Source organism: Gilliamella sp. B3172 (assembly GCF_026536465.1).
GTDB lineage: Bacteria > Pseudomonadota > Gammaproteobacteria > Enterobacterales > Orbaceae > Gilliamella.
This window is the reverse complement of the sequence record NZ_JAFNOA010000007.1, coordinates 1-26,605: the sequence shown is the minus strand read 5'-3', so window position 1 is coordinate 26,605 and position 26,605 is coordinate 1. Positions and strand designations below refer to the sequence as shown.

31 protein-coding genes are annotated in these 26,605 nt (G+C 35.8%); 18 read left to right on the top strand and 13 right to left on the bottom strand.

The genetic code is table 11. From position 1 onward, the window contains the following. Window positions 1-15 precede the first annotated feature (15 nt). The 7 genes from flgK to J3U37_RS08510 form a co-directional block, all read right to left on the bottom strand. Window positions 16-1,659: a flagellar hook-associated protein FlgK gene (gene flgK / locus J3U37_RS08540; protein WP_267329343.1), complete on the bottom strand. Its 1,644-nt coding sequence runs from the start codon at window positions 1,657-1,659 to the stop codon at window positions 16-18. Between the two features lie 158 nt (window positions 1,660-1,817). After that, entirely contained in the window at window positions 1,818-2,702 is an 885-nt protein-coding gene (gene motB, locus J3U37_RS08535; RefSeq protein WP_220218351.1) for a flagellar motor protein MotB, read from the bottom strand. Beyond that, entirely contained in the window at window positions 2,702-3,589 is an 888-nt protein-coding gene (motA, locus tag J3U37_RS08530; RefSeq protein WP_220218350.1) for a flagellar motor stator protein MotA, read from the bottom strand. The genes motB and motA overlap by 1 nt, the downstream gene beginning before the upstream one ends. Window positions 3,590-3,646: 57 nt before the next feature. Continuing rightward, a complete protein-coding gene (flhC, locus tag J3U37_RS08525; RefSeq protein WP_220218349.1) occupies window positions 3,647-4,252 on the bottom strand; it encodes a flagellar transcriptional regulator FlhC in 606 nt (201 codons plus the stop codon). A 12-nt stretch (window positions 4,253-4,264) separates the two neighbouring features. Beyond that, window positions 4,265-4,585, bottom strand: a complete 321-nt coding sequence (gene flhD, locus J3U37_RS08520) for a flagellar transcriptional regulator FlhD (RefSeq protein WP_366915684.1) — start codon at window positions 4,583-4,585, stop codon at window positions 4,265-4,267. Window positions 4,586-4,775: 190 nt separating this feature from the next. Next, entirely contained in the window at window positions 4,776-5,492 is a 717-nt protein-coding gene (locus tag J3U37_RS08515) for an RNA polymerase sigma factor FliA (RefSeq protein ID WP_267336013.1), read from the bottom strand. Window positions 5,493-5,671: 179 nt separating this feature from the next. Further along, window positions 5,672-6,484, bottom strand: a complete 813-nt coding sequence (locus tag J3U37_RS08510) for a flagellin (protein ID WP_220218346.1) — start codon at window positions 6,482-6,484, stop codon at window positions 5,672-5,674. Window positions 6,485-6,809: 325 nt separating this feature from the next. Between J3U37_RS08510 and fliD the strand changes: the two genes are divergently transcribed. The 3 genes from fliD to J3U37_RS08495 are packed head-to-tail and all read left to right on the top strand — an operon-like array spanning window position 6,810 to window position 8,999. Then, window positions 6,810-8,243, top strand: coding sequence for a flagellar filament capping protein FliD (gene fliD / locus J3U37_RS08505; protein ID WP_267374329.1), 1,434 nt, complete (start codon window positions 6,810-6,812; stop codon window positions 8,241-8,243). 14 nt (window positions 8,244-8,257) lie between these two features. Continuing rightward, complete coding sequence (gene fliS, locus J3U37_RS08500; RefSeq protein ID WP_220218344.1) at window positions 8,258-8,638, top strand: flagellar export chaperone FliS; 381 nt, start codon at window positions 8,258-8,260, stop codon at window positions 8,636-8,638. Between the two features lie 13 nt (window positions 8,639-8,651). After that, on the top strand, window positions 8,652-8,999 hold the full coding sequence (locus J3U37_RS08495; RefSeq protein ID WP_220218343.1) for a hypothetical protein: 348 nt from the start codon (window positions 8,652-8,654) through the stop codon (window positions 8,997-8,999). A 153-nt stretch (window positions 9,000-9,152) separates the two neighbouring features. Here the strand turns inward: J3U37_RS08495 and fliE are convergent, their stop codons facing one another. Then, window positions 9,153-9,464, bottom strand: a complete 312-nt coding sequence (fliE, locus tag J3U37_RS08490; protein ID WP_220218342.1) for a flagellar hook-basal body complex protein FliE — start codon at window positions 9,462-9,464, stop codon at window positions 9,153-9,155. A gap of 178 nt (window positions 9,465-9,642) precedes the next feature. Here fliE and fliF point away from each other — a divergent pair, with 178 nt between their 5' ends. From fliF to J3U37_RS08420, 14 genes are all read left to right on the top strand, one after another. Next, entirely contained in the window at window positions 9,643-11,349 is a 1,707-nt protein-coding gene (fliF, locus tag J3U37_RS08485; RefSeq protein WP_267329347.1) for a flagellar basal-body MS-ring/collar protein FliF, read from the top strand. Further along, complete coding sequence (gene fliG / locus J3U37_RS08480) at window positions 11,346-12,347, top strand: flagellar motor switch protein FliG (protein WP_366915682.1); 1,002 nt, start codon at window positions 11,346-11,348, stop codon at window positions 12,345-12,347. The genes fliF and fliG overlap by 4 nt, the downstream gene beginning before the upstream one ends. Continuing rightward, the gene (locus J3U37_RS08475; protein ID WP_267374326.1) at window positions 12,340-13,104 is read left to right on the top strand and encodes a flagellar assembly protein FliH; all 765 of its coding nucleotides are present in this window, start codon (window positions 12,340-12,342) and stop codon (window positions 13,102-13,104) included. Before fliG ends, J3U37_RS08475 begins: the two co-directional genes overlap by 8 nt. Next, window positions 13,088-14,467, top strand: a complete 1,380-nt coding sequence (gene fliI, locus J3U37_RS08470) for a flagellar protein export ATPase FliI (RefSeq protein ID WP_294953398.1) — start codon at window positions 13,088-13,090, stop codon at window positions 14,465-14,467. The genes J3U37_RS08475 and fliI overlap by 17 nt, the downstream gene beginning before the upstream one ends. A gap of 21 nt (window positions 14,468-14,488) precedes the next feature. Next, window positions 14,489-14,953 (top strand): flagellar export protein FliJ, encoded by a 465-nt coding sequence (fliJ, locus tag J3U37_RS08465; protein ID WP_267329350.1) that lies wholly within the window; start codon window positions 14,489-14,491, stop codon window positions 14,951-14,953. Beyond that, the gene (locus J3U37_RS08460) at window positions 14,943-16,127 is read left to right on the top strand and encodes a flagellar hook-length control protein FliK (protein WP_267374321.1); all 1,185 of its coding nucleotides are present in this window, start codon (window positions 14,943-14,945) and stop codon (window positions 16,125-16,127) included. Before fliJ ends, J3U37_RS08460 begins: the two co-directional genes overlap by 11 nt. A gap of 180 nt (window positions 16,128-16,307) precedes the next feature. Beyond that, on the top strand, window positions 16,308-16,775 hold the full coding sequence (locus tag J3U37_RS08455) for a flagellar basal body-associated FliL family protein (RefSeq protein WP_220218335.1): 468 nt from the start codon (window positions 16,308-16,310) through the stop codon (window positions 16,773-16,775). Window positions 16,776-16,852: 77 nt separating this feature from the next. After that, entirely contained in the window at window positions 16,853-17,818 is a 966-nt protein-coding gene (gene fliM / locus J3U37_RS08450; protein ID WP_370634073.1) for a flagellar motor switch protein FliM, read from the top strand. Next, entirely contained in the window at window positions 17,811-18,191 is a 381-nt protein-coding gene (fliN, locus tag J3U37_RS08445; protein WP_416380001.1) for a flagellar motor switch protein FliN, read from the top strand. The genes fliM and fliN overlap by 8 nt, the downstream gene beginning before the upstream one ends. Then, a complete protein-coding gene (fliO, locus tag J3U37_RS08440; protein WP_267374318.1) occupies window positions 18,191-18,607 on the top strand; it encodes a flagellar biosynthetic protein FliO in 417 nt (138 codons plus the stop codon). Before fliN ends, fliO begins: the two co-directional genes overlap by 1 nt. Window positions 18,608-18,613: 6 nt before the next feature. Next, entirely contained in the window at window positions 18,614-19,354 is a 741-nt protein-coding gene (gene fliP, locus J3U37_RS08435; protein ID WP_324170102.1) for a flagellar type III secretion system pore protein FliP, read from the top strand. A 23-nt stretch (window positions 19,355-19,377) separates the two neighbouring features. Next, the gene (fliQ, locus tag J3U37_RS08430) at window positions 19,378-19,647 is read left to right on the top strand and encodes a flagellar biosynthesis protein FliQ (RefSeq protein WP_220218331.1); all 270 of its coding nucleotides are present in this window, start codon (window positions 19,378-19,380) and stop codon (window positions 19,645-19,647) included. A gap of 5 nt (window positions 19,648-19,652) precedes the next feature. Next, a complete protein-coding gene (gene fliR / locus J3U37_RS08425) occupies window positions 19,653-20,441 on the top strand; it encodes a flagellar biosynthetic protein FliR (protein ID WP_267374316.1) in 789 nt (262 codons plus the stop codon). Window positions 20,442-20,829: 388 nt separating this feature from the next. Next, window positions 20,830-20,955 carry a hypothetical protein gene (locus tag J3U37_RS08420; protein ID WP_267374314.1) on the top strand — a complete coding sequence of 42 codons (126 nt, stop codon included), beginning with the start codon at window positions 20,830-20,832 and terminating at the stop codon, window positions 20,953-20,955. A 198-nt stretch (window positions 20,956-21,153) separates the two neighbouring features. Here the strand turns inward: J3U37_RS08420 and J3U37_RS08415 are convergent, their stop codons facing one another. The 3 genes from J3U37_RS08415 to J3U37_RS08405 all read right to left on the bottom strand — a co-directional run bounded on the left by J3U37_RS08415 (window position 21,154) and on the right by J3U37_RS08405 (window position 22,835). Further along, the gene (locus J3U37_RS08415) at window positions 21,154-21,489 is read right to left on the bottom strand and encodes a zinc ribbon domain-containing protein YjdM (RefSeq protein ID WP_220218329.1); all 336 of its coding nucleotides are present in this window, start codon (window positions 21,487-21,489) and stop codon (window positions 21,154-21,156) included. Window positions 21,490-21,714: 225 nt separating this feature from the next. After that, a complete protein-coding gene (locus tag J3U37_RS08410; protein WP_220218328.1) occupies window positions 21,715-22,479 on the bottom strand; it encodes a class I SAM-dependent methyltransferase in 765 nt (254 codons plus the stop codon). A gap of 20 nt (window positions 22,480-22,499) precedes the next feature. Next, window positions 22,500-22,835 (bottom strand): cupin domain-containing protein, encoded by a 336-nt coding sequence (locus tag J3U37_RS08405; protein WP_220218327.1) that lies wholly within the window; start codon window positions 22,833-22,835, stop codon window positions 22,500-22,502. Window positions 22,836-22,996: 161 nt separating this feature from the next. Here J3U37_RS08405 and J3U37_RS08400 point away from each other — a divergent pair, with 161 nt between their 5' ends. Beyond that, window positions 22,997-23,716 carry a Crp/Fnr family transcriptional regulator gene (locus J3U37_RS08400; protein WP_220218326.1) on the top strand — a complete coding sequence of 240 codons (720 nt, stop codon included), beginning with the start codon at window positions 22,997-22,999 and terminating at the stop codon, window positions 23,714-23,716. A gap of 63 nt (window positions 23,717-23,779) precedes the next feature. Here J3U37_RS08400 and J3U37_RS08395 read toward each other — a convergent pair whose 3' ends face one another. Next, window positions 23,780-25,849: a TonB-dependent receptor family protein gene (locus tag J3U37_RS08395; RefSeq protein ID WP_267374310.1), complete on the bottom strand. Its 2,070-nt coding sequence runs from the start codon at window positions 25,847-25,849 to the stop codon at window positions 23,780-23,782. 511 nt (window positions 25,850-26,360) lie between these two features. Further along, on the bottom strand, window positions 26,361-26,605 hold a 245-nt coding region (locus tag J3U37_RS08390), incomplete at its 5' end, for an elongation factor Tu (protein ID WP_416379985.1).

Below are 26,605 nucleotides of genomic sequence, written 5' to 3'. Positions count from 1 at the left end.
TTTTAAATCCTTTCATTATTTGGCTAAACCTAATATCGTGTCGAATATTGTTGTTGCAGCATCAATCACTTTAGCATTAGCTTGGTAATACTGCATATATACCTGCATAGAGATATATTCTTCTTCAATATTAACCCCGGATATTGATTGGTTTTGTTCGTAAATTTGTTGCGTAATATTTTGGCTCGATTGTGCCGAAATTTTTGCTGTATGCGTTTCACTACCAATGTAACTGACTAATGAAGTATAAGCGCTATTTAACGTTTTTGTACCGTTAATTAATTTTTCATTTTGTATTTCTAAAAATTTAGCTACATTACGGTTATCCCCTGAACCATTTTCATCATCAGCAATACCGGTAGCTAATTTATTCACATCTTTAACTAATAACTGTAATGAAGACGCTATGTCGGCAACGGGTTTAAGCATAAATGAGTCGCCGCTAACAGCATTACCGGTTATTTCAATCGATAATCCATCAAAGATTAATTTGCCTTCTTCAAGTTGCGGTGTGATTTGCGTGTTGTCTGATAATCTGGTTACTACCCAATCGGAACCGTTATATTCAATCTTATAATCTGACGCTTTTACATCATTAACCGATTGATAATCGATGTTAACTGAGGCATTGCCTTGATTTTTGGTGTTAGCTATCGAACTTGGTTTCTGGTAGTCCAACAGTTTTTCACCTTGGTCACCATTGATATCGACACCTGACATCTGTACTTGATTAAAACGTTCCGCCAAATTTAATGCAATCAATCCTAATTGATTGCGAGATTCGGAGAGTGGTCCATCACGAAAAGCTAATAATCCATTAATTCTGCCTGATGCGATATTTTGACTGGTCAGTTCTTGAGTCGCACCAGAATTATGCGTGTAAACAATTGCATTCAAAGACGGGTCATCTTTAGACGGTTGCACTGATAAGGTGTTAACCGTTGATCCTTGTACTAAATTTAACCCGTTTGCTAATGAAATGTTATATTGTCCGTTTTGTTCTGTAACATTGATACCAACAATTTCACTTAATTCGTTGACAAGCTGATCACGTTCATCAAGCAAGGCATTGGGTTCGTTCCCGCCACTGACTGCTTGAAGCTTTGATATTTTTTGATTAAGTTCAGCAATTTGTTTGGTATAAGCGTTGATTTGATCAACATTATTACTTAATTCAGTATTAATATTGGCGATCTGATTTTTCAAGCTCATTTCAGTTTTATTAAACTGGCTAACTAATGAAGTCAGATTGCTTATCACAGTTTGTTTGGATGATGCATCACCGGCATTGGTGGTGAGTTTATTTAAACTGGCAAATAAATTATTAAGTTGGGATGAAATACTGTTATCGTTTTCTGCCAATAAATTATCCACTTTCGACAATTCATTGTAATAAGCCTTAATCGATCCATTTTGTGATTGAGATTGCCTAAGCTGACCCACAACAAACTGATTAAAAGCTCGATTAACCGAATTAACCGACACACCATTTCCGACAAAACCAAAATTATATTTAGAGCTATTTGCTTGCTGTAAAATTTGTTGTTGACGATTATAACCAGTGGTATGCGCATTACTTATATTATTGCTAATAACATTAAGCATATTTTGTGCTGCATTTAATCCACTAATACCGGTATTCATCAATGAATTTGACATAAAAGCTCCTAAATAAATTTTCAGTTTATAATCTTATTATTAAACTAAAGTGTTATTTTCTATATCGGCTGAAATTGCTAAAACTTTAATTATTTTTTTTAAAATCTTTCTAGAAATGGTATTTCTATTAATCACCAACTTTACCCATTTTTGCTAAATTATTCTGATTGAACAGGTTGTTGTGCTTGTTTTAAAAAATCGAAGCCAGTCATATTGTTTTCATCTTCAATATATTGTTGTGCGGCTTTATTTAAAATTAAAATACTAATTCGACGGTTGGCATCTTTGCTGTAGTTCGGCTTATTTAAACCGACGGTATCGGCTAATCCAATAATACGTATAATTTTATTCGAATCTAACCCTCCGGCAATAAGCTCTCTTCTTGATGCATTGGCTCTGTCTGCTGATAACTCCCAGTTGCTATAACCACGATCACCTGTAATATATTGGCGTTCATCGGTATGACCTGACAGCGTAATTTTATTGGGTAGTGAGTTTATAATTGGTGCTAATGCATGTAAAATTTCTTGCATATTGGGGTGGATAACTGCACTGCCTACATCAAACATTGGTTTATCATTTGACGCTAAAATCTGAATCCTTAAGCCCATTTCGGTTATTTCGACAATTAAGTTAGCAGATAAATTTTTTAGCCTTGGATCTAATTCAAAGACTTCGTATATTTTACGAGCAGCCTCGATTAACTGTATTTTTTCGAGTTGTTTTGCACTTAAATCGGCATCAGGCGTCTTTTTTTCTTCGCCTAATGTTTTAGTAATATCATCACCGCCACCAGGAATCGGGCTTTCACTGTCACTGAGATTTTTTCCGCCGTTTTGACCTAAAATAAGTGGTGTTCTGAAATATTCGGCAATACCTTGTAATTCTTGTGGCGTAGATTTAGCAATTAACCACATCACTAAAAATAGCGCCATCATGGCTGTCATAAAGTCAGCATAAGCGATTTTCCATGAACCGCCGTGATGTCCTCCCCCATGCCCCGATTTTTTAGCGATAATTATTCTTACTGACTTATCTTTCATTATTCTTTACTTTCTGTTTGGTTAGTATTTTGATCTTTCACTTCTTGAATATATTTTTCTAACTCAAAGAAAGATGGGCGTTCATGTGAGAAAATGGTTTTGCGACCAAATTCGATACATATTTGTGGGGCATAATCGTGCATGCTGGCAATCAGTATCACTTTTGTACACTCTAATATTTTTAAATTATCAGCATTTTTTTGTTTTAATAGCGCAGCTAATGGTGATACAAACCCATAAGCAAGCAATATTCCTAAAAATGTTCCAACCATTGCATGAGCAATGAGCTCACCTAATTCACTAGCCGGTCTATCCGCTTGGGCTAAAGTATTAATTACCCCCATGACAGCGGCAACAATACCAAAGGCTGGCAATCCATCACCGACGCTTGAAATGGCATCGACCGGTTTTTCCAGCTCATGTTGATAAGTTTCGATCTCTTCATTCATTAATGCTTCGATTTCGTACACTTCCATATTACCGCTAATCATTAAACGTAAATAATCAGTGATAAAATCGCAGATCTGTGGATTGGCTAAAATTAGTGGGTATTTTTTAAATAACTCACTCTCTTTTGGATTATCTATATCGGCTTCAATGGATAAACCGCCATTTTGGCGAATTTTCGTTAAAACGGTGTACATTAAATTAATTAATGTTAAATAAAGCGTTTTATTATATTTGGAGGTTTTAAATAATTGCCCTAACGACTTGAGCGTAGCTTTTATTGCTTTTTTTTCATTACTGACAATAAATGCCCCTACAGCAGTTCCACCAATGATAAGAAATTCTAATGGTTGAAAAAGTACTGCTAAATACCCTCCACTTAGCACATAGCCCGCTAAGGCCGAAGCTATAACCACAATATATCCTATAATTATTAGCATTATTTTTCCTTTTTCTCCATTAGACAGTCGTTAATAAGTTTGATTTTTTTTATTGATTTAAACGGTTATATATTTTGCAATCGCTGAATCAAAACTCTTAGGTACTGATAGCACTTGCAGGCATTTGGCATGGTTATCTTTGTGAGTTTTGTTGTTCTTTTCTGCTCTTGAAGGTGGTTGACATAAACTACAAATGAACGTGTTACTCGGCTGGTAAGCATGAGTAATAAATCGACCTTTGCACTCTTTACAACATGATTGTTGCATAACATTGCTTTCAACAAATTTGACTAAAATCCAAGCTCTGGTCAACCCTAAAACAGGCTCTTCATCATGAGATGAAGGACATTGTTCTAAGTAAAGTTGATAGGCTTTTAAAATTGATTGAATACCCGGCTTGCAACCATGTTTTACTAAAAAGTGATAAGCATTATAAAAAATGCTTGAATGAATATTCGGTTCCCAAGTCATAAACCATGTAGTTGAAAAAGGTAATAATCCCTTAGGTGGGGGGCATCCTTGAATTTCTTTGTATAATTTAATCAGTTTTCCACGGCTTAAATTTGTTTCACTTTCTAACATTTGAATTCTGGCGCCAAGCGAAATTAAACGAATAGCTAACTGAACTTCTTTGTATTTTTGAACAATACTTGTGCTGCTCATCTTAATCCCTACCTATTTATTGATTGAGTCTAAGAGTAAGCTCGATAAAAGAATTCCGGTATGCATCTGTTTAATATCACCAACACGAGACTCTTGTGTTAATGTTTCCATCATTTCAGAATTTTCGAAGCGTAGCTGAAAAGCCAATTGATTTGTTTCTGATAAAACCAGCATTTGTGACGCACTTAAATTACTTAAAATGTCTGCTGTTTTTTCATCTATTCCTAATCGATACATTGCCATTATTTTATCTTTTTCAAGCATTCGCTGACTTAACAACAGTGTTGAAAGATTTAAATGATGTATACATTTAAGAATATCGTCATCTAGTATGTTTCCCAATTTAATCACCAATCCATATCTGCTTGCGTTCGCAGTAAAAAACGCAAAATTAATAAAAAAACGCTTAATTTATTTTTTTATCGTCAAAATTACATTTTTAAACGCAAAACGTCAATAAAAAAATGATTTCAATTTATTTTCGATTAATTTCGCTTGGTATTACTTTTTTTATGCTTATTTTTTATATACTGACTTTACTTTGTATTCTTTTTATTGCCTGACTATGCAATTGACTCACCCTTGATTCACTAATATCGAGCACTTTACCTATCTCTTTTAAATTTAGTTCTTCTTGGTAATAAAGTGCTAAAACCATTTTTTCCTTTTCGGGTAAGTTTTCAATTTGTTGAATAACAATATGACGAATTTCGTCATCTATGATAGATAAAAAAGGGTTATTATCTTCATTTTGCTCAATAATAAAATCGACGTTATCGCCCAATTTTTTTTGAATTTCATCATACGAGCATATTTGACTATAATTTGAATCTAATAATATTTTTCGGTATTCGGTTAAAGATAGCTGTAAATATTCGGCAATTTGTTGATCATTAGGTGCAACACCTAGGCGCTGTTCTAATTCATTTATTGCACTTGTCACATCTTTAATTTTTTTTCGAGTTTGTCTTGGTAACCAGTCTCGGTTACGTAACTCATCAAGCATAGCCCCTTTTATTCTTGGGATTGCAAAAGTGGTAAAGGTATTGCCTTGTGAGGCATCATAACGTTTTATCGTGTCTAACAAACCGATATAACCAACTTGTAACAAATCATCAAGCTCTATTGTTGCCGGTAATCGAACCGCTAATTTAAGCGCTTCATTTCGGACTAAATAGATATATTGTTGCCAATCAATTTGATTCACTACACCTTGTGAGTTATACAGGCAATCACTCATATTTTGAACCAATGTTAAAAAATGCAAAATAGTATTATGACGACAATTAGATTATTTAATGGCAAGAATAAGATATTAAAAAATAGGTAATTACCATAATTAGCAATAATGATATTAAGAAATATCATTATTGCTAAGGTACAAAATTAGAGTGGGCAATTAATTCTAATGATGTGTGATTATTGTAATAAAGAAAGTACAGATTGTGGTACTTGGTTAGCTTGTGCTAAAACAGATGTACCAGCTTGTTGTAAAATTTGACCGCGAGTCATATTTGATACTTCAGTTGCGTAGTCAGCATCTTCAATTCGGCTACGAGCAGAACTTAAGTTATTAACGGTATTGTTGATGTTGTTAACAGTTGATTCAAAACGGTTTTGTACCGCACCTAGCTCACCACGTAATCCGTCAATTTTTGATAAAGCTGCATCAAGTGTTTTTAAAGGATCAGCTGTTGGGCTTGAAGAAACGTTGAATGAAGCCAGACCAAGTTCAGTACTGTCGATTTTTTTCAAATTGATTTCAATAGTTTCGCCGTCATTTGCACCTACTTGAATTTTAAGTGTTTTATCTGCTGATAATACTTTAGAACCATTGAAATCAGTTTGTTTAGATACACGGTCAATCTCTTCTAAACGTTGATCGATTTCGTTTTGGATTGACTCTAAATCGCTTTGAGAGTTAGTACCATTTGCTGCTTGAACAGTTAGTTCACGGATACGTTGAACGTTGTTGTTAATTTCGTTTAATGCACCTTCAGTTGTTTGCGCTAAAGAGATACCGTCGTTAGCATTACGAGCCGCTTGAGTTAATCCTTTGATGTTTGAAGAAAAACGGTTAGCAATAGCTTGACCTGCCGCATCATCTTTAGCACTGTTAATACGCATGCCTGAAGAAAGACGCTCAATAGCTGTACCAAGAACGCTTTGAGAATTATTAAGATTATTTTTTGCCATTAAAGACATAGTATTAGTATTAATTACTTGAGCCATTTTTATCTCCTTAAATATGATTAGTAAAATCAACGATATATTGAAATAATCTTCAATATCCTTGCTGATAGTTAATGTATCGGTAGTAAAAAAAGAAACTTTAATTTTTTTAATTATTAAGTTGTCGAAGTGAGCAAGTTAATTAGAATGTTCGATTTATATGTTGATATTAATCATAATGTTATGATTGGTTTTCTAATTTTATTTAATTAAAAATAATAATGTCCTTATGTGCCTATAATAAAGATCATTGTAAATCGTTAAACTTTTTGCTCAATTGGCCGATATACAAAATATTGAATAAAGACAAAAGGTGGGTTTAGTTATGTCAATGAGTATTTTGGGAATAGGTTCAGGCATTGACCTTAATGAAGTTTTAAATCAGTTAGAAGCAGTTGAAAAAGCACGTTTAACCCCTATTGCTGCTCAACAAAAGGCGATTAATGCCAAAATTAGTGGTTTTGGTAAATTAAAAAGTGCATTAACAACTTTTAATACTGCCACTCAAAAGCTTCAAAATAAAGAACTCTTTAATAGCCGAACAGCAACCGGTAATGACAATTTCTTTACCACTAATGTAAATAGCAAAGCTATCTTAGGCAACTATTCAGTTAGTGTTGACCAATTAGCCACCGCTCATAGTGTGTCAACAACGGCAGTTAATGATAAAAATAGTGCTTTAGGTAACGGCAATCAAACACGAACAGTTACCATTGAACAAGCAAATGGCAAAAGCCTGAGTGTTACTTTAAATAATGATGAAACATCGCTTGAGTCTATTGCTAATGCCATTAATCAAGCCAAAGTAACTAATGAGGACGGTAGCCAAAGTGACTCAACCATGAATGCTTCAGTGGTACGTTCGGGAACAGGTAGCTATCAATTGGTTATTACCTCAAAAGAGACAGGTGAACAGCAGACAATTACCTCGATTTCATCTGATGATGAAGTATTAAATAATACTATTGGATTTGACATTAATCAGCCTGAAGCGTCAAGCATGACACAAGTTGCAAAGGCGCAAGATGCGAAATTTACCTTTAATGGTGTTGCCATTACCAGTGCTTCAAATACGGTTAAAGAAGTTGTTGCTGGTGTGGATATCACGTTAAAGGCGACCACAACAACCAGTCAAACGTTAGCTATCACCGCCGATAATGAAAAAGCGCAAGAGGCAATTAAACAATGGGTTGAGGCATTTAACCAATTACAATCCACCATTTCAACTTTGACGCAGTTTACGGCTAAAGACGGAAATTCAAGCGAATTAAACAATACAAATGGCCCACTTATTGGTGACTCGACATTGCGTAATATTGATCAAAGTATCCGCTCAATATTTGCAAAAGGACAATCGGGTGAATTTTCTGTTTTAGCTCAAATTGGCATTAATATGGATAATAGTGGCACATTAACCATTAATCAAAATCAACTACAAAAAGTACTCAATGAAAATAGTGACGCAGTGGCGGCCTTATTTATTGGTGATGGTGAAACAACCGGTATTGCCAATGAAGTTTTCGCTAAAGTAAGTAGTTTTATTGATAGTGATGGGATGATTGATTCTGCCACTAATGGTTTAAATTCAACATTAAAATCATTGGATAAACGCTATGAACAGGTCAATAATTCAATAGAACAAACAGTTGAGCGTTATCGAGTTCAATTTACAAAATTAGATGTATTAATCAGCTCTTTAGATAGCATGAGTAACTATTTGACCACACAATTTGAAATGATGGCAAATTTGAAAAAATAAAGTAAGGAATAAAGATGTATAAAGTTGGCTCTCAAGCATATCAGCAAGTTAATTTAGAAACCTGTGTTAGTCAAGCCTCACCTCATCAACTAATCGTTTTATTATTTGATGGGGCACTTAATGCCATAAAGTTAGCTAACTTATACATCCAAAAAGGCGACATTGCCGGTAAAGGTAAAGCGATATCCAAAGCGATTAATATTGTCGATAATGGTCTTAAAAGCGCTTTAGATCTTGAACAAGGTGGTGAAATTGCCGAAAACTTAGATCGTTTATATCACTATATCAGTCAACAATTAGTTTTAGCCAATCTACATAATAGCCAAGATAAGCTACAAACTTGTTATGATTTGTTAAACAACATTGCTGATGCTTGGCGTGAGATTGCAAAATAAAAAGGAATTTATTGTGAACACTACTGCATTATTAGAAAAATATGAACAGTTTAATTATGTTATTGAACAGATGTTAATTAATGCGCGTAATAATGATTGGGAATTATTATTAAGTTGGCAACCAAAATATGTTCAACTAGCCAAACGTATTATGTTCAACGAAGATTTAACTGAAATTGATAAAATACCGCAACAACATCAAGATATGGTGAAAATGTACGTTAAAAATATATTTAGCTATCAACAACAATTAACCCAACTGGTTATCACTCGCCATACTCAGCTCAAAGAGTTGATTGGCGAACAGGTTGATTATCAAAATAAAATAAGTCGTTATCAAGAAATTGCCAGCTTAATGTAAGTCGGGCAATAGCGTTGATAAAATCCTACCACTAAACTGTTGAAGCTGATTTTTGCTTATTAGCTGCTGCGATTAGCAATAAATTGGCTTTTACATCAAATCAGCAAATACCTAAAAAACAAAAAGTTAATTATTGATAATAAACATCAATAATTAAACATTCATATTCATTATCTCTTGATATGCCGAAACCAGTTTATTACGAACTTGAATACCAAATTGTAACGATACTGAGGATTTTTGGAGATTGACCATAACTTCATTCAATGAAATATTGGGCTCTCCCATTTCAAAAGCTTTAGCTTGATTATTTGCCAAAATTTGTGCATCACTAATTTTGTTTAACGCTAAATTTAAATGCGCAGCAAAACTTTGATTATCTGACAAAGGTTGTTTCGAGAAGGTATTGGTTGCTGGTGATAATGCTATTAGCTGAGGAGGATTAAATGTATTGATTGTATTCATTGATAGGCAAAGTACTTTTGTTGAGCTTAATTGACGTGGTAATGAAATTATCATATTGCTAAAAATTTAAAAGGGATAACTAAGGGGAAAAGGGTCGGCTTTTTTAGCTATTGAATTTTCTAAATAGACTGATAATAGAGCATAGAATTAATCTGATCAGTTTAGAATTAGGATATTTATGGATAGCCAGACTGTTGGTAATAAAGGCAAGTCTTTATTTAATAAGTTACCTTTTATCAATCAATTCAAACAAAATCGTAAAATGCTATTGCTTATCATTGGGGTAGTGATAGTGGCAATAAGTAGTATCGCCTATTTATGGCTTAAAGATGATGATTATGGGGTTTTGTTTAGCAATCTAAATGATAAAGATGGCGGTGAAATCATTAGCCAACTTGATAAAATGAATATCCCTTATCAATTTTCATCATCTGGCTCAACCATATTAATACCTGAAGATAAAATTTATCAGACCCGTTTACGTATTGCACAGCAAGGACTGCCAAAAGGTGGGGCAGTTGGATTTGAATTGCTCGACAAAGAAAGTTTTGGCATGAGCCAATTTAATGAGCAGATTAATTATCAACGAGCGTTAGAAGGCGAGCTATCAAGAACGATTTCAATTATCAGCAGTGTTGATGATGCTAGAGTTCATTTAGCTATGCCTAAACCTTCATTATTTGTCAGAGAACGAAAATTCCCGTCAGCATCGGTTGCTCTCACTTTATTACCCGGACGAAGTTTATCACAAGGTCAAATTGATGCCATTATTCATTTAATTTCAAGTAGTGTACCTGAATTACAAGCGGATAAAGTCACGATTATTGATCAGCGTGGTCATTTATTAACGGGCGAAAAATACCGTGATAGTAATGTTAATGTTGCACAGTTGGAATTTAGTGAACGAATCGAAACCGGTATTCGTGAGCGGGTAGAAAAAATTATTATTCCTATCTTAGGTAAATCAAATGTCATGGTACAGGTTAATGCGGAAGTCGATTTTAGTCGTCAAGAATCCACATCAGAAACCTTTGACCCTAATAGTGATATGGCTAATCAAACTGTTCGCAGTAAGCAACAAGTAGAAAATCGGCAATTAGCTGCTAACAGTGGTATTGGTGGTGTGCCGGGCGCTTTATCTAATCAACCGGTACCTAATTCAAGTGCCCCTATTGATGAACAAAGTGATAAAGAAGATAAAAACAATAAACAACAAAACTACAATTTACAAACCAATAATACATTGAACTTTGAAGTTAATCGTCAAGTTGTTCACAGCAAAATACCGGAAGGACGCATTAAACGTTTATCGGTTGCTGTTTTGGTCAATTATAAGTTTGTCAATACAGAGCAAATTGAAAAAACGGATGACAAGCAAGATGACAGCGCAAAAGAAGCGACAGAGCAGTGGGTAAAGCTGGATAAAGATGAACTTGCCAATATAGAAGCATTAGCTCGTCAAGCTATGGGCTTTTCTGATCTACGAGGCGATAGTCTGACCGTGGCCAATCTGAAATTTACCGATCAGGTTGATGATGATAATCAAACCTTTGCTTTTTTAAATTCGTCTGAATTTTATGATTTACTCAAAATGGGCATTAAATATCTGATTTATATTTTAATTGCATGGTTTGCGTGGAAGAAAATGTTACGTTCATTATGGATAAAATTACAGCGACAGTTATTGCATTCGACTAATCAATCTTCTGATGCTTCATCAAGTGGAGAAGAGAAATTAGATTACAAAGCACACAGTAAACAACAACAGAAAATCTTTGAAGATAACATGCAGCAGCAACAATATATTCGTAAGATTGTCGAGAAAGATCCTCGTGTAATGGCGTTAATTATACGTGGTTGGTTAAATAATGAGGGCTCCGAATAATGACCTTAAGTCAATCCCAAAAAGCAGCGACAGTTTTAATGGTGTTGGGTGAGGATCTTGCCTCTCAGGTTATGCAGTACCTCAGCCCAAAAGAAGTACAACAAATTAGTAGCGCAATGATGTCTTTGCCACAATTTTCGCAAGATCAATTAAAAGGCATACTTAATGAGTGTCAAGTCACACTTGAAGAGTGTGCGGTATTAAATACCGATACCAACGGCTATTTGCGTTCAATACTCGAAAAATCGATTGGTAGTGAAAAAGCCGGCCGATTACTTGATGAATTATTGAAAACAGACCGAGAGGAAGCAACAGACGGGCTTGAAATGCTTAATTTTGTTGATGCAGCACGGGCAGTTGATTTGGTGAAAAAAGAGCACCCACAAATTATTGCAACCATATTAGTTCATCTCAATCGTGATTTAGCCGCTGAAATATTAAATCTATTTGATGATGAGTTGCGTAATGATGTGATGTTACGTATTGCAACCTTTGGTGGTGTTGAACCTTCAGCATTACAAGTCCTGTCTACTTCGTTATCAACCTTATTACACGGACAAAATATTAAATTGAACAATCTTGGTGGTATCCGCACTGCGGCTGAAATCATTAACTTGATGAAATCACAGCAAGAAGAGCTGGTTATTAACGCATTGCGTGATTATGACGGTGAGCTTGCACAGAAAATTATTGACGAAATGTTCTTATTTGAAAATCTGGTTGAAGTTGATGATAGAAGTATCCAACGTTTACTCAAAGAAGTTGATAACGAGACATTAATTATTGCATTAAAAGGCGCATCACTCTCATTACGTGAAAAATTATTAAGTAATATGTCGCAACGTGCTGCATCTATCTTGCGTGAAGATTTAGAAAATCGACCGCCTGTTAGATTGTCACAAGTTGAAACTGAACAGAAGAAAATTTTGGTTATTGCACGTAGGTTAGCTGAAACCGGTGAAATGATCTTAAGTAGTGGTGATGATGAATATGTCTAATCATTCAAATGCGATAAGTTGGCAACCGCTAAATTTTCAAGATTTATCCGCATCGGAATTATCACAATTAACAAAACCAATACACGAGTTAGACATTGTCGAATTGGACTCGGTTGCAGAAGTTGAAGCTGAGCCGGCTGTTATGCAAGTCGATCCGCTGGAAATTGAGCGAGAGTTGGAAAATATTCGACAGCAAACCAAAGAACAAGCTTATCAAGAAGGATTTAATTTAGGCAAACAAGAGGGGATTAACGTTGGTCATCAAGCCGGTTATGAGCAAGGTTATCAACTTGGTCAACAAGAAGGGCGAGCCCAAATTGAGGAGCAGCTTAATGATGAAAAACTAAATGCTGTTAAATCAATTAGTAATTTAGTAACCAATTTTCAGCGAGCTATCGATGATATTGATGCACTAATCGTACCTAAATTATTTGATTTGGCCTTAGTTGCTGCCGAAAAAACAGTTGGCTCTATCACCAAAGTACGGCAAAAACAATTAATGCAGACAATTAAAGCGCTAGTTCAAGAGTGTTCAATGTTATCCAAACCGCTGTCATTGCATCTTAATCCGAGTGATTTGCAATGGCTAGAGCCTCTGTTGAATGAGCAAATTAATCAAAATGAATGGCAAATTGTTCCAGATGCCAGCATTGAGCCGGGTGGGTGCAAGGTATTTACTGATACCAATGAAATTGATGCATGTATTGCCGAACAATGGCAAATAATGTCTGAATGTATACATGGGGATAAGCAATAGCGTGGCGTTTGGTTCTCAATGGATGGCTAAGATTGATCGGGCAACAACGCAACTGCAATCTTTATCTTTGATTCGGCAATATGGGCGATTAGTTAAAGCATCCGGATTAGTCTTAGAAGCGGTCGGATTAAAACTACCGTTAGGCTCAAACTGCTTTGTAGAGCGACAAACGCATGGAAAAATTGAAGCGGTTGAGTGTGAGGTTGTTGGTTTCAATGAGCAAACACTATATTTAATGCCATTTGAATCAACTGACGGTATTTTGCTTGGTGCCAGAGTATATACCTCCCAATACGATTTAGCCCATTTTAGTCATAAAGTTTTGCCAATTGGTATGGGCTTATTAGGGCGAGTAGTTGATGCAATGGGTAAACCACTTGACGGAAAACCGTTGCCAGAACATATCGAATATGAAGGATTAGCCAGTAAATCACTCAATCCACTACAGCGCACGCCTATTAGTCAGGTGTTAGATGTTGGCATTAGAGCTATTAATGCTTTACTCACAGTTGGTCAAGGACAACGGATGGGATTATTTGCCGGTTCCGGTGTGGGTAAAAGTGTATTACTGGGTATGATGGCTCGTTATACAAAAGCCGATATTATTGTTGTAGGATTAATTGGCGAACGAGGACGAGAAGTTAAAGATTTTATTGAAAATATCCTTGGTGAAGAAGGACTTACCCGATCAGTTGTGGTCGCCGCTCCTGCTGATGTTTCGCCTTTACTGCGCTTACAAGGTGCAACCTACGCCACCAAAATTGCCGAAAACTTTCGAGAACAAGGATTCAATGTGTTACTCATCATGGATTCTTTAACCCGTTATGCCATGGCGCAACGAGAAATCGCTTTGGCAATTGGTGAACCGCCTGCTACTAAAGGGTATCCACCGTCCGTCTTTGCCAAACTACCGGCCTTAGTTGAGCGAGCGGGTAATGATGCGCAAGGTAAAGGTGCGATTACCGCTTTTTATACGGTATTAACAGAAGGCGATGATCAGCAAGACCCAATTGCCGATTCGGCAAGAGCAATTTTAGATGGTCATATTGTATTGTCACGCCAGCTTGCAGAATCAGGGCATTACCCTGCTATTGACATAGAAGCGTCGATCAGCCGTGTAATGACCGATTTGACTGCACCGGAAGATGAACGAAAATCACGTTTATTTAAACAACTTTTTTCCAGCTTTCAGCGTAATCGTGATTTGATTAATGTAGGGGCTTATGTATCGGGCACCGATCGATTATTAGATCAAGCGATCAAGTTGTTTCCGGCGATGCAGCATTTTTTACAACAAGGGATTGATGAGCATTGTAGTTATCAAGAAGCTTATCAGCAGTTGTTAAGTATAGTTGGTTCTTAAGTTGTCAGTTAGGAAATAATAATGAATAAGCAAAATCCGGGACAATTTGCATTTTTAACGTTAAAAAAATTAGCCCAAAAATCGGTTGATAACACATTAATAAAATTGAAACATGCTCATGATAATCAACGTAATGCGCAGTCGCAGCTTAATGTATTAAATGATTATTATACCGAATATCAACAACGATTAAATGATGCACTATCAAACGGCATTAAAGGGTGTGAGTTAAGTAATTTTAATGCATTTATTTCAGCAATTGAACATGGTATTGAACAACAAAAAAAGTTGTTATTAACGTTGGATATCAAACAAAAACAGATCACCAATGAACTTAATCAATCGCAAAAAAATTTAAATACTTTTACAACGCTGCTCAATAAACAACATCAAAAATATATGCAACAACAAAGTCGTTTACAGCAAAAAATGACCGATGAATTTGCCCAACAGCAATTAGCAAGGAGAGCATTGAATGAATATTAATCTCACCAGTGATATATCATTAAACACATCTCAACAATTAGAATTTAATCAAACCGATCCGTCGTTTGCTGACGGTGAGTTGTTTCAGCAACTTTTAGCGCAAAACCAAAAGCAAATAGTTGTCACCGAAAATGGTCTAACGGCTGAATCTGATATTGTCGATAAATATGATAAAGGTGATGTCAGTGATATCTTTATCGCAATGGCTAATCCATTCGATACGTTTAACTTACAACAAACGAGCTTAACAATTGATTGCTCATTCAACCAAGATGAAATAGGTGAAGATCACATCTCGACAATCAATACTAAATTGACTGATTCGTTGATGTTAGATAGGGTAGTTGAAGATAGTGGCGAGCAATATGCGGCGATTGACATTCGATCAGCTCAACGATTACTTATTTCAATTAATGAAAGCGAGCAATTTTATAGTAAAACTTCGGTGAAAGATCAGGTGACACACTTATCAAATTCAAACAGCGACGAGCAAACTATCGAGCATGCTAACATTGATAAAGTACAAAGTTATCTCTCACCTTTGCAAACTAGTATCAATAATCAAAATACGACACCGAGTTTTAACTCTATTGTTGAGCAAATGGAACAGCTCAATAATATTGAAAACATAAGCCCAATTAATTTAGAGCAATCATCCTCTTTTTTTAATGTGGTTGACGGGCAAAATTTTCTGACTACTTTACTGCCGTCTACGATGCCTAATTCGGAAGTTTTAACCATGAAACTTCCAATGCCGATTGATGTCTCAAAATGGCAAACATCATTAACTGAAAAAATTACCATGATCTGTCGTCAAGGTGTACAAAATGCTGAAATTAAACTACATCCGGAAACATTAGGATCGTTACATATCAAACTAGCTATGATTGATGATAAGCTTAATCTTCAAATGCTGGCTGCACATAATGCCGTTAAAGGCGTATTGGAGTCTGCATTACCCTATCTTAAAACTTCGCTTGAAGAGCAAGGGATGACATTACAGCATACCGATATCAGAGAGTTTTCAATGAAGAATGATTCAGAACCATCATCCAGTGATTCCCAACATAAAGAATTTATGGATGAATTATTACCAGATGATTTTGATGAATCAATCGAGCAATCTCATCAAGAAAAGATATCGACTTATTCCGGGCTCAGTATCTTTGCTTAAATAGTGATGATGTTAATAATCTAATGTCTGTTATCAATAAAAGCTGAAAAGGTCGAATAGGTGGTATTTTTATTGCCTATTCTTCAAATTAATTCTTTTTGCATGATTTATTATTTTTATAATTTTTTGCTATTTATTTAGCTATAAATTTTCTTTATTTTTATTGAGATAATAATAATTATGCCAACTACACAAAAAAAAATAAGTGTTTTTAACTTAATACTTATTCTCATTACTTTGTTAGCCTTAGGTGCTGCTGCTTATTTGTGGTTACAAAATAAATCCAAAAATACCGTCCAGGCTCAAGAAGAGGTAGAAATTGTGTCACCGGTTTTTTTAACATTAAAACCTTTCACTATATCACTACCAACCTCAGAAGAGAGTGTTGATATTAATAAAATTCTCTATGTTGGTATGGTATTACGCGTTGCTAATGAAGAGCAAAAAACGGTGTTATTAGAATATCTGCCGGAAGTAAGAAGCGATGTATTACTTTTAACTTCTAAACAGTATGTCAGTGATCTTAAAAAAGAAGCCGGCAAAATCGATTTACAAGAACAAATTAAGACAGCTTTATCACGCCAATATGATGCAAAACATAAGGTAAAAATTGATGAAGTATTATTTACTGATTTTATTATACGGTGATTTCTATGTCCGATAAGTTCAAATCTACTGTCAATAATAGTGAGCCTTCCGATACCGAGTTATTGGATAGTTCATCAATGAAAAAAAATGATAACGGATTTGATACTCAAACCCTACAAGGTAAAAAAACCGAAGTAAAACCTTATGATTTATCGGTTAAACATAGTTTTATTCCTGAGCGTTTAACGGCATTAGAAATTATTAATGAACGTTTTGCCCGGCAATTTAGGATTGGTTTATTCAATTTATTGCGCCGTAATACTGACGTGATTGCTTCGCCAATTGAAACACAAACGTTTAAAGAATTTTCAGAAGTTTCATCTACCTATCATTTAAATTTAGTTCACCTTAATCCTTTACGGGGCACAAGTTTATTTTCATTTTCACCTGAAATTGTTTTTATTGTCGTCGATACGCTATTTGGTGGTGATGGGCATGCCGCCAAAGTGGAAACCGAAGGGCGAGAATTTACCCATACTGAGCAACAGATTATTAAACGGGTATTAGAGCTTGCATTAACGATTTATCAAAATGCTTGGACAGATATTTACACTATTGAAACAGAATATATTCGATCAGAAGTACAAAGCAAATTTACTAATATCACCAGCTCACCTGACGATGTGGTTTTAGCCACAACGTTCAAAGTGGAGATTGGAAACAGTAAAGCTACGTTTTGTATCTGCATTCCTTATGCAATGGTTGAACCTATCAAAGAGTTATTAATCAAACCACCGATTGAGCAACAAACTTATCAAGATGACAATGTTTGGATGAGCTCTTTAACCAGTGGTATTAAACAATCAACCGTTGAATTAGTCGCCAACTTCACTCAAATTCAAACGACTGTCGCAAAACTATTGGCATTAAAAGTCAATGATATTTTAGATATAGAAAAGCCTGATAGCCTTGATGTCACAATTGGCGGTGTGCCGGTATTAAAAGGGCATTATGGTCGAGTGAATAAACAATATGCAATTCAAGTAGAACAGGTAAGTAATCCTGTATTAGAACAATTGAATGAAGGAGTGTTCAATGACTGATATCAAACAAAATAGCGATGATACTCAATCTCAAAATGAAACAAATGATAAGCTAACCACACAAGATGTGATCTTTGAAACATTATCACCACAACAATCCGAAGTGAAAAAACAAGATATAAATCTTATTTTGGACATTCCGGTTAACTTAAGTGTCGAGCTTGGCAGAACTAAAATGGCAATTAAAGATCTATTAAATTTAACACAAGGTTCAGTGATTGCTTTAGACGGATTAGCCGGTGAGCCATTAGATATATTAATTAATGGTTATTTAATTGCTCAAGGTGAAATTGTAGTTGTCGGTGATAATTATGGCGTACGCATAACCGATATTATTACGCCTTCAGAACGTGTACGCCGATTGAGTCGCTAATGAATAACATAACAGCGCCAACTATGGCAAGTACCAGTTCAACAACAATGCCCTCTGATATGAATTTTTATTCACAAGTCGGCTCATCGTTCGCAATTTCATTAATCGGTGTGATAGCAATGATTGTGTTGTTAGCTTGGTTGGTTAAACGTATTAACTGGAAAAAGCGTGGCGAACAACTTATGGAAGTTAAAGCTACTTTCAACATTAGTCCTAAAGAACGGGTTGTTCTCATCTATGTCGATCATAAACTCCTTGTTGTGGGTATCACGCCACATCAAATGACACTACTGCATACGATCAATGAGCAGCGCACCGAAATGCTGTTAGCCAAACCACCCGAAACGAATGAAAGTGAAAAAGATAGCTTGTTTCACCAACTATTACAGTCAGCATTAAAATCTAAAAAGGAGTAACAAATAGTGTGGTCAAAATGGGTTATTTTGCTCAGCTTATTGTTATTTAGTTTCTATAGTTCTGCTGATGTCACGCCGCTGTCGATTATGACTCAGACATCATCTAATGGTGTACAAAGTTGGTCATTACCAGTTGAAACTTTAGTGTTTCTGACTTTACTGACATTCATACCGGCTATTTTGTTATTGATGACGAGTTTTACTCGCATCATCATTGTTTTAGGTTTATTACGCAATGCGCTGGGCACTCAGTCAGCCCCGCCTAATCAGGTTATTTTAGGCATCGCACTGTTTATGACTTTTTTTATTATGTCGCCGGTGACCGATAAAATCTATCACGATGCGTATCTTCCTTATTCACAAAATCAAATTACCATGCAAGAGGGGTTAGCCAGCGCCAGTAAACCACTGCGTGAATTTATGTTAACCCAGACACGTGAAAATGATTTAGCACTGTTTGTTAATATGTCGCATGCTGGTGATATTCAAACTCGTGACGATATTCCATTAACTGTGCTTGTACCGGCTTTTGTGGTCAGTGAATTAAAAACCGCATTTCAGATCGGATTTACCTTGTTTATTCCGTTTTTAGTCATAGATTTAGTGGTTGCCAGCACCTTAATGGCGCTAGGGATGATGATGGTTCCTCCGGCAACGGTTTCCCTGCCATTTAAAATAATGTTATTTGTGTTAGCAGATGGTTGGCACCTGTTATTAGGCTCTTTAGCACAAAGTTTTTTTAGCTAATAGCGATTTGATTAAGGAACGATATGCCCTCTGAATATATTAGCACGTTAGCCATGCAAGCGATTAAAGTTGCCGCTTCATTGGCTGGTCCAATATTGTTAGCTGCTTTAATTACCGGTTTAATTATCAGTTTATTGCAGGCAGCAACGCAAATTAACGAAATGACATTATCATTCATTCCTAAAATTATAGCGGTTATTGTGGTGTTAATCATTTTAGGCCCAACAATGCTTTCGACGATGATTGACTATATTCGGATTGTTATTACTGATATTCCTAACTTAACCAGTTAAGCGTTATGGATATTCAGACGCTTTTCAATATCGATTTCTTCTCTTGGATTAAAGGTTGCTTCTTTCCCTTTGTTCGTATTTTAGCTTTGATTATGGTTGCGCCCATTACCGGTGAAAAAGAGGTGCCTAACCGTGTAAAAATAGCATTAGCCTTAATCATTGCGATGCTGTTGCCGTCTCCACCTCTTAGTGATGACTTATCGATATATTCTTTAACCGCGATTTGGATGATCGCTCAGCAAATTATGATTGGTGTGATGATTGGTTTTGCTATGCAGTTAGCGTTTATCTCTATGCGGTTTTCCGGTGAATTGATCTCTATGCAAATGGGATTAGGCATGGCAACTTTTTTTGATCCCATAGGAGGACCTTCCACATCTGTGTTATCAAGATTAATTAATGTAATCGCCTTATTGATTTTTTTAAATCTCGACGGCCATTTATGGTTGTTGTATGGCTTATCAAATAGCTTTAATATTATTCCAATAGCCGCCGATCCTTTAAATCACAATGGTTATTTAACCGTCATCGAGATGAGTGGTTTGCTCTTTATCAATGGTTTAATGCTAGCATTACCATTATTGACATTACTATTGATAGTCAACTTAGCTTTAGGGCTATTAAACCGAATCACACCGCAACTCTCCATTTTTGTAGTCGGTTATCCGATGACCCTATTATTAGGCTTAGCAATGTTAACTTATTTAATTTCCACACTACCACATTTTTCAGAGCTTATTTTTGAACAGATGTTTGAGCATATTTCAGCTATGTTATGGTTTTTTGTTAATTAAAAAACAGAAAAATGAAACAGATGTTTAAAGTTTAAATAGATTTTTTGTCAAGAAGTTTCAGATTTTATAGGTGTTTAAGTAAAAATTGATTCAATTACACCGCAACTCTCTATTTTTGTAGTCGGTTATCTGATGACCCTATTATTAGGCTTAGCAATGTTAACCGATTTAATTTCCACACTACCACATTTTCAGCGCTTATTTTTGAACAGATGTTTGAACATATTTCAGCTATATTATGGTTTTTTGTTAATTAAAAAACAGAAAAATGAAACAGATGTTTAAAGTTTAAAGAGATTTTTGTCAAGAACTTTCAGATTTTATAGGTGTTTAAGTAAAAAGTTGATTCAATCACACCGCAACTCTCCATTTTGTAATCGGTTATCCGATGACCCTATTATTAGGCTTAGCAATGTTAACCGATTTAATTTCCACACTACCACATTTTTTAGCGCTTATTTTTGGACAGATGTTTGAGCATATTTCAGCTATGTTATGGTTTTTTGTTAATTAAAAAACAGAAAAATGAAAACAGATGTTTAAAGCTTAAAGAGATTTTTTGTCAAGAAGTTTCAGATTTTATAGGTGTTTAAGTATAAATTGGCTTAAGATGTTATTTAAAGAGAAAAACAGAGATGACAGTTAATGAAAACGTATGCATAACAGCAGTGATACTTAATGCTGGTAAAACCAGCATTAAACAGCGGTGGGATTAAGCTTTTTTTACAAAACAAGCTTTTAACATGATTTTCATGCCATCGATTTTACAATCGATTTCATGATCACCGTCAACTAAACGAATACCTTTCGCTTTGGCACCTTTTTTAAGTACAGTAGATGAACCTTTTAATTTAAGATCCTTAATTAAAATAATATCATCACCGTCAGCAAGTAAATTACCATTACTGTCTTTTACTTGTCGTTCGTCTTCGGATGAGGCTGTTTGATTCGGATCCCACTCATGAGCACACTCAGGGCAAACGTAAAAGGTGCCATCGTGATAGGTGTGTTCAGATTGGCAAACTGGGCAATTAGGAATAGTTTCCATGGGTTATGATTAATCCAAGTTAAATAAAATGGTGTTCACTATAGCAAAAAAATGCTATGAAGTCATGATATTCCCCGTCAACTTGCTTGCCTATTGCTGAGTGATTAGGGATTTTATCGTTTTGGGTTTTGGCAGATAAAAAAATAGGGTTATGGCATTAACCATAACCCCAAGTTCCAAAGGACTATTGTTGGAAATAAACATGTATCTCAATTAACTTGTTGATTAAGCTTTAGTGCTACAAACTGCAATATAATTAAGTTGGTCATGATGATGTTTAAACGTCTTAAACATTTTAAAAAATTGTGCGCGATTTTGTTTGCGCAAGGCGTTGCGAATGATTTTTAGTGTGCCAAACAGACCTTCGTCGTATAACATCCCTTTTGGCGACATCAATGTCATTGCATTATGCTCGGATTTAATATCAACAAATCCGGCATCGTTAAATAATTGATACCATGATTCAATGCTGGTTGGTTGAGCATTAACATTGATTGCATGACGAATATGCTTGATAATTTGCTCAGACTGTTTTGGGTTAACCAGCATAATATCATGGGTAAGTAATTTCCCACCTGGCTTTAATACACGATAATACTCTTTTAATAGATGATTTTTGGCTTTATCGGCATACATTGTAAGCATCGCCTCATTAATCACTATATCAAAGCTGTTATCCGCAAACGGCAGTTTTGATGCATCAGCTTGCTGGATGTGGATTAAGTGGTCTAATTTATTTTTTCGAATATTTTCCTCTGCTTTTGCTAAAGCCAACTTATCCATATCAATACCTGTAATATGGCAGCCAAAACGCTTAGCAATCTCCATAGAGGTTGTGCCCATATTGCAAGCAATCTCAAGTACCTGCATTTGTGGCGTAAAGAGCGCTTGCTTAAATAACCACTCGGTGGCTTTTTTACCTCCCGGGCGTAATCGGGTTTTCCCTAATTTAGCAAGGAATTTATGCCCGGCTTCTTTATTGCTGTTCATCTTTATTCCTTAATTGTCGTTTAATTGATTTCTCTTAGCATGACTAAAAGCATTTTCGCCGCTTGTGGCGCTTCAACGGCATGAGGAATATTGGCTGGCATTCTGACAATAGTGCCGGGTTTTGCTGTAACAGGTTGTCCATCAATCGTTAATGTCAATTCGCCTTCGATCACCATAACAATTGCATCGAAAGGGGCGCTATGCTCAGATAACCCTTGTCCTTTATCGAAAGCAAATAACGTTAAATTACCGCCTGTTGTTTTAGCTAAAACACGGCTTGCAATGCCTTGTTCAGTTGGGGTAATTAATGAATTGAGTTCAAGTGCTTGAGCGGGGGTAATCGTGTTGTGTGACATTGTATACTCCTATCGAAAGTCGAACCTTGTACTTTAAATTGTTAGTGATTATTTTTAATAAACCCATATATTTCATGGGGTTATTAAAAAGTTAAGTGTTGAAATAAGAATTATTATCAACTATATTAAATTTATTTTAAAAGTATCTTTAGGTAAAACCTATGACATTTGTCAAAAATAGACCCACCGAACAACAAATTTTTGATTGGTTAAGCCAAGTTAAATTATTTAATGGATTAACCCATGGCGCTTTGTTGCCAATCATTGAAACTGCACAGTATATGGAACTTGATATCGGTGATATGTTTGGGCATGAAGGGATGCCTTTATCGGGATGTGCTCTGGTGATTAGGGGGCAAGTTGAAGTATATCGAAATACTTATCTCGGTGAAGAAAAAATTTTCGGTATATTCTCAAGTTATCAATTAGTCGCCATTGCCGCAATTTTTATGCCACATAACCGTTTTCCAATGACGATTCGAGCTAAAACCGACTGTTCTTTACTCTTGATTGATAAGAGCAGTTTACTTAAAGTTTGTCATGATCACCCAATTATTATGCAGCGCTTACTGGTTAATTTTAGTGCTAAATTATATGAACAGATTAATAATATTGATTGGCTAACATCAAGCTCAGCAGAGCAAAGATTAGCGGCTTATTTTTTATCGTTATGTACTAACCCAACAAATACCTATCAATTTGTATTACCAATATCACGCAGTCAGTTGGCAACTAAGTTGGGTATGCGTTATGAGACATTAAGCCGTCTTATCTCTAGTTGGCGAAAAGATCAGATCATCAAAGTTGAGAATCATTCTATTAAAGTATTAAAGCCGGCCTACCTGAAGGGGTTAACGCTACCTTCCAAGCGTTCATTTTAATTGTTATCTCATCTGACAACGACACCATAGTTATGCTGTCAGATGATAATATGTAGGTAGCGATTAAAAGTGATAAACAATCCCACCATTAAGATTAAAGCCCATTGCACTAAATAACGTCATGTCATTTTTTGATGCAACTACGTGATTAGCAACTGATGCACTTGCATAACGTTTGTTGGTTAGATTATCGGCAATTATGTAACCTGACCAGCCTTTAGGGTTTTGATAATTTATCTTAAATCCAAAAACAGCATATTGATCACGGTACTGAATATGCATATTGTTAGCGTGATCAACTGGCGTGTTAGTCGGTGACCAGTGTAAATTAGGGCCAAACGTCCAGTTATCTATTTTATAGAGTAACTGCGCATTGATAATATTTCTTGGAATGCCTGCAATATAATGATGATTATATTGCCCGCCTTGAAAACGAAAATCGCTGTAAGTCCAGGTTAAACGATATTCGATATCACCACTATTTAAGACTGAAGGTAACAAGCCTTTTATACCCGCTTCAATGCCTTGATGACGGGTTTTACTGCCATAATTGGATATGCCTACGGTATTGCCATTAGCATCATAAGCAGAAATATATTCATCTTTAATAATGCTGCGATATAAAGCTACATCCCAATTTACATTCTCAATAATTTTACCGCTACCGCCAATTTCAGCGGTGATACCTTTTTGGGGATCAAGCTTATTTAGTTGTGCTTTTCTTCCATTGCTGGTAATAATTTCACGAAATGATGCCGGCTCGTTACTGGTACTTAAGTTGCCATAAAAGCGGTTATCACTTGTCGGCGTCCAAATTATCCCAATTTTGGGTGACCAAAATGTCCATGACTGATTGAGCTTATTATTGCTATGGCGAGTATCGACATTTCGTTTGGCGTGCGTAACTTTGGTATCTAGGTTCAACTGCCAAGCGTCATTAATATTCCAAGATGTGCCGATTGCACCATTCATGTTTTCTGCAACGGCTGTATAGTTACCAAGCAGACGTTTAAACATTGGTGTATTACGTCGATTCATCAATAACTTGCGATCCAAATTTGTTTTATCCCAAGCAAGAGCGCTATGAAACGTAATGTCGTTAAATTTGGATTGATAAGCCAGCTCAGTACCGGTGGTGCGGCTATGACTTAATGTGTAATCGGCTGGTGTAATAAAATTATCATGAGTTTGCTGGTGCCAGACACCGAGTTCAAGAGATTGATCGCCAAAAGTCCAATTAGTCCGATTAGCTATACGGGCTTGCTCGGTATGGCGATGCGGGTCGGTTAGCGTGATAATGTTTTCAATTGCCCTAGGAGAGTGTTTTGATTTACTTTGCGAAAGTGGTCCGGGTATATCAAAGCGTACATCTGTCCAACTCAGCCATGTGCGGTTTTCAACATTATCAGAAGTAAAGCCAAAATTCGCTCGAGCTGTTTTACGCTGTGAGGTTGAATGATGACGGTAACCGTCGAAATGGTCATAAGATAAACTCAATCGGCCGTCAATACCATATGACTCACTACTATTGCCTATAGCAATTTGAGTGGCTTGTCGACCATATGCTCCATATTCATAGCGAGCAGTGCCATTATCATCTTTTCCTGTGAACGAGATAAAATTCAGCTCTCCTCCTAAACTATTACTTTGTGGATGACTACTGTTGGCACCACGATAAATAGAAATCAATCGGGCATCTCGCATATCGAGCGTACTGATATGGAAATCGCCGTCAGCATCATTAATAGGCAAACCGTCTTGCAATAGTAAAACACCCCGTGAAAGAGGCGTACTTTGAACGCCAGAACCGCGAATATTCAATCGTGGTTGATCTATCCCACCAAAAAAATTCTGAATAATAATGCCGGGTTGATAATCCAATGCATCTTGTAGTGTCGATAGCCTATTTTCTTGATCGGGAACAACAAGATTCGTTGCGCCAGCAGTTTGATTTAATTTGTTCTGTTCCTGCTGGTAACTGGGTGACAAAGCACTATGTTTAGATAATTCATTATTTGGTGTGACTAATATCACATCAGGCCTATTGTCTGCTAACGAGTATTGACTCAATACCACGGTTGAACAAAGTGAAGTCAGTATTGTTTGTTGAGCGATTTTCTTGAACTTACACATAATATCTTCTTTCCCAAAAAAATAAATGATAATGATTATTATTTGCGAAATATCGGTATTATCCTATGACATTTATCAAAATCTGGTAAAAAATAGCGTTAATTTAAAATTCTATTATTGCCAACCTAAGGTAATAATTAACTAAAAGAAAAACAAATAACGCTTTGATGCTGTTTAGGCGTGGAATGATGATCTTTTTTTTATAAATTTAACTAAATAACTGACGATATCAATTGTGATGAATATTTTTTGTTTAACTGTGGCGTAAAGCTAGCAATTGCTGATTTCTTGGATGTAAAAGTATTGGCGCGGCGAGTGGAGAAGCTGAGATTGCATTTTGCAATGGTGTTACTTTGAATTTGGCAAATGATAGCCATTTATCTCATTAAAAAGGTTTAAATTACATGCTAAACAGCTGTATTAACGTTATAGAAAATAAAAAAGGCGCAAATATATGCGCCTTTTTTGCTGAGATAAAGCGCATTACGATGCGCTTTATAGTTAGCTATAATTATTTGATAACTTTAGCAACAACACCAGCACCAACAGTACGACCACCTTCACGAATCGCAAAACGTAAGCCTTCTGCCATTGCGATTGGGTGAATTAATGATACTGTCATTTTGATGTTATCACCTGGCATTACCATTTCTACGCCTTCCGGTAATTCAATAGTACCCGTTACGTCAGTTGTACGGAAGTAGAACTGTGGACGGTAGCCTTTGAAGAATGGAGTATGACGACCACCTTCATCTT

Coding starts and splice junctions, on each gene's coding strand:
- J3U37_RS08515 (WP_267336013.1), bottom strand. CDS start 5,492: ATGAGTGATTGCCTGTATAACTCACAAGGTGTAGTGAATCAAATTGAT.
- fliN (WP_416380001.1), top strand. CDS start 17,811: ATGACTGATATCAAACAAAATAGCGATGATACTCAATCTCAAAATGAA.
- J3U37_RS08395 (WP_267374310.1), bottom strand. CDS start 25,849: ATGTGTAAGTTCAAGAAAATCGCTCAACAAACAATACTGACTTCACTT.
- fliD (WP_267374329.1), top strand. CDS start 6,810: ATGTCAATGAGTATTTTGGGAATAGGTTCAGGCATTGACCTTAATGAA.
- fliJ (WP_267329350.1), top strand. CDS start 14,489: ATGAATAAGCAAAATCCGGGACAATTTGCATTTTTAACGTTAAAAAAA.
- fliE (WP_220218342.1), bottom strand. CDS start 9,464: ATGAATACAATCAATACATTTAATCCTCCTCAGCTAATAGCATTATCA.
- fliQ (WP_220218331.1), top strand. CDS start 19,378: ATGCCCTCTGAATATATTAGCACGTTAGCCATGCAAGCGATTAAAGTT.
- J3U37_RS08455 (WP_220218335.1), top strand. CDS start 16,308: ATGCCAACTACACAAAAAAAAATAAGTGTTTTTAACTTAATACTTATT.
- motA (WP_220218350.1), bottom strand. CDS start 3,589: ATGCTAATAATTATAGGATATATTGTGGTTATAGCTTCGGCCTTAGCG.
- fliI (WP_294953398.1), top strand. CDS start 13,088: ATGGGGATAAGCAATAGCGTGGCGTTTGGTTCTCAATGGATGGCTAAG.
- J3U37_RS08475 (WP_267374326.1), top strand. CDS start 12,340: ATGTCTAATCATTCAAATGCGATAAGTTGGCAACCGCTAAATTTTCAA.
- fliR (WP_267374316.1), top strand. CDS start 19,653: ATGGATATTCAGACGCTTTTCAATATCGATTTCTTCTCTTGGATTAAA.
- J3U37_RS08410 (WP_220218328.1), bottom strand. CDS start 22,479: ATGAACAGCAATAAAGAAGCCGGGCATAAATTCCTTGCTAAATTAGGG.
- fliF (WP_267329347.1), top strand. CDS start 9,643: ATGGATAGCCAGACTGTTGGTAATAAAGGCAAGTCTTTATTTAATAAG.
- J3U37_RS08400 (WP_220218326.1), top strand. CDS start 22,997: ATGACATTTGTCAAAAATAGACCCACCGAACAACAAATTTTTGATTGG.
- fliO (WP_267374318.1), top strand. CDS start 18,191: ATGAATAACATAACAGCGCCAACTATGGCAAGTACCAGTTCAACAACA.
- J3U37_RS08405 (WP_220218327.1), bottom strand. CDS start 22,835: ATGTCACACAACACGATTACCCCCGCTCAAGCACTTGAACTCAATTCA.
- J3U37_RS08415 (WP_220218329.1), bottom strand. CDS start 21,489: ATGGAAACTATTCCTAATTGCCCAGTTTGCCAATCTGAACACACCTAT.
- flgK (WP_267329343.1), bottom strand. CDS start 1,659: ATGTCAAATTCATTGATGAATACCGGTATTAGTGGATTAAATGCAGCA.
- fliM (WP_370634073.1), top strand. CDS start 16,853: ATGAAAAAAAATGATAACGGATTTGATACTCAAACCCTACAAGGTAAA.
- J3U37_RS08510 (WP_220218346.1), bottom strand. CDS start 6,484: ATGGCTCAAGTAATTAATACTAATACTATGTCTTTAATGGCAAAAAAT.
- J3U37_RS08420 (WP_267374314.1), top strand. CDS start 20,830: ATGACCCTATTATTAGGCTTAGCAATGTTAACCGATTTAATTTCCACA.
- flhC (WP_220218349.1), bottom strand. CDS start 4,252: ATGAGCAGCACAAGTATTGTTCAAAAATACAAAGAAGTTCAGTTAGCT.
- J3U37_RS08460 (WP_267374321.1), top strand. CDS start 14,943: ATGAATATTAATCTCACCAGTGATATATCATTAAACACATCTCAACAA.
- motB (WP_220218351.1), bottom strand. CDS start 2,702: ATGAAAGATAAGTCAGTAAGAATAATTATCGCTAAAAAATCGGGGCAT.
- fliS (WP_220218344.1), top strand. CDS start 8,258: ATGTATAAAGTTGGCTCTCAAGCATATCAGCAAGTTAATTTAGAAACC.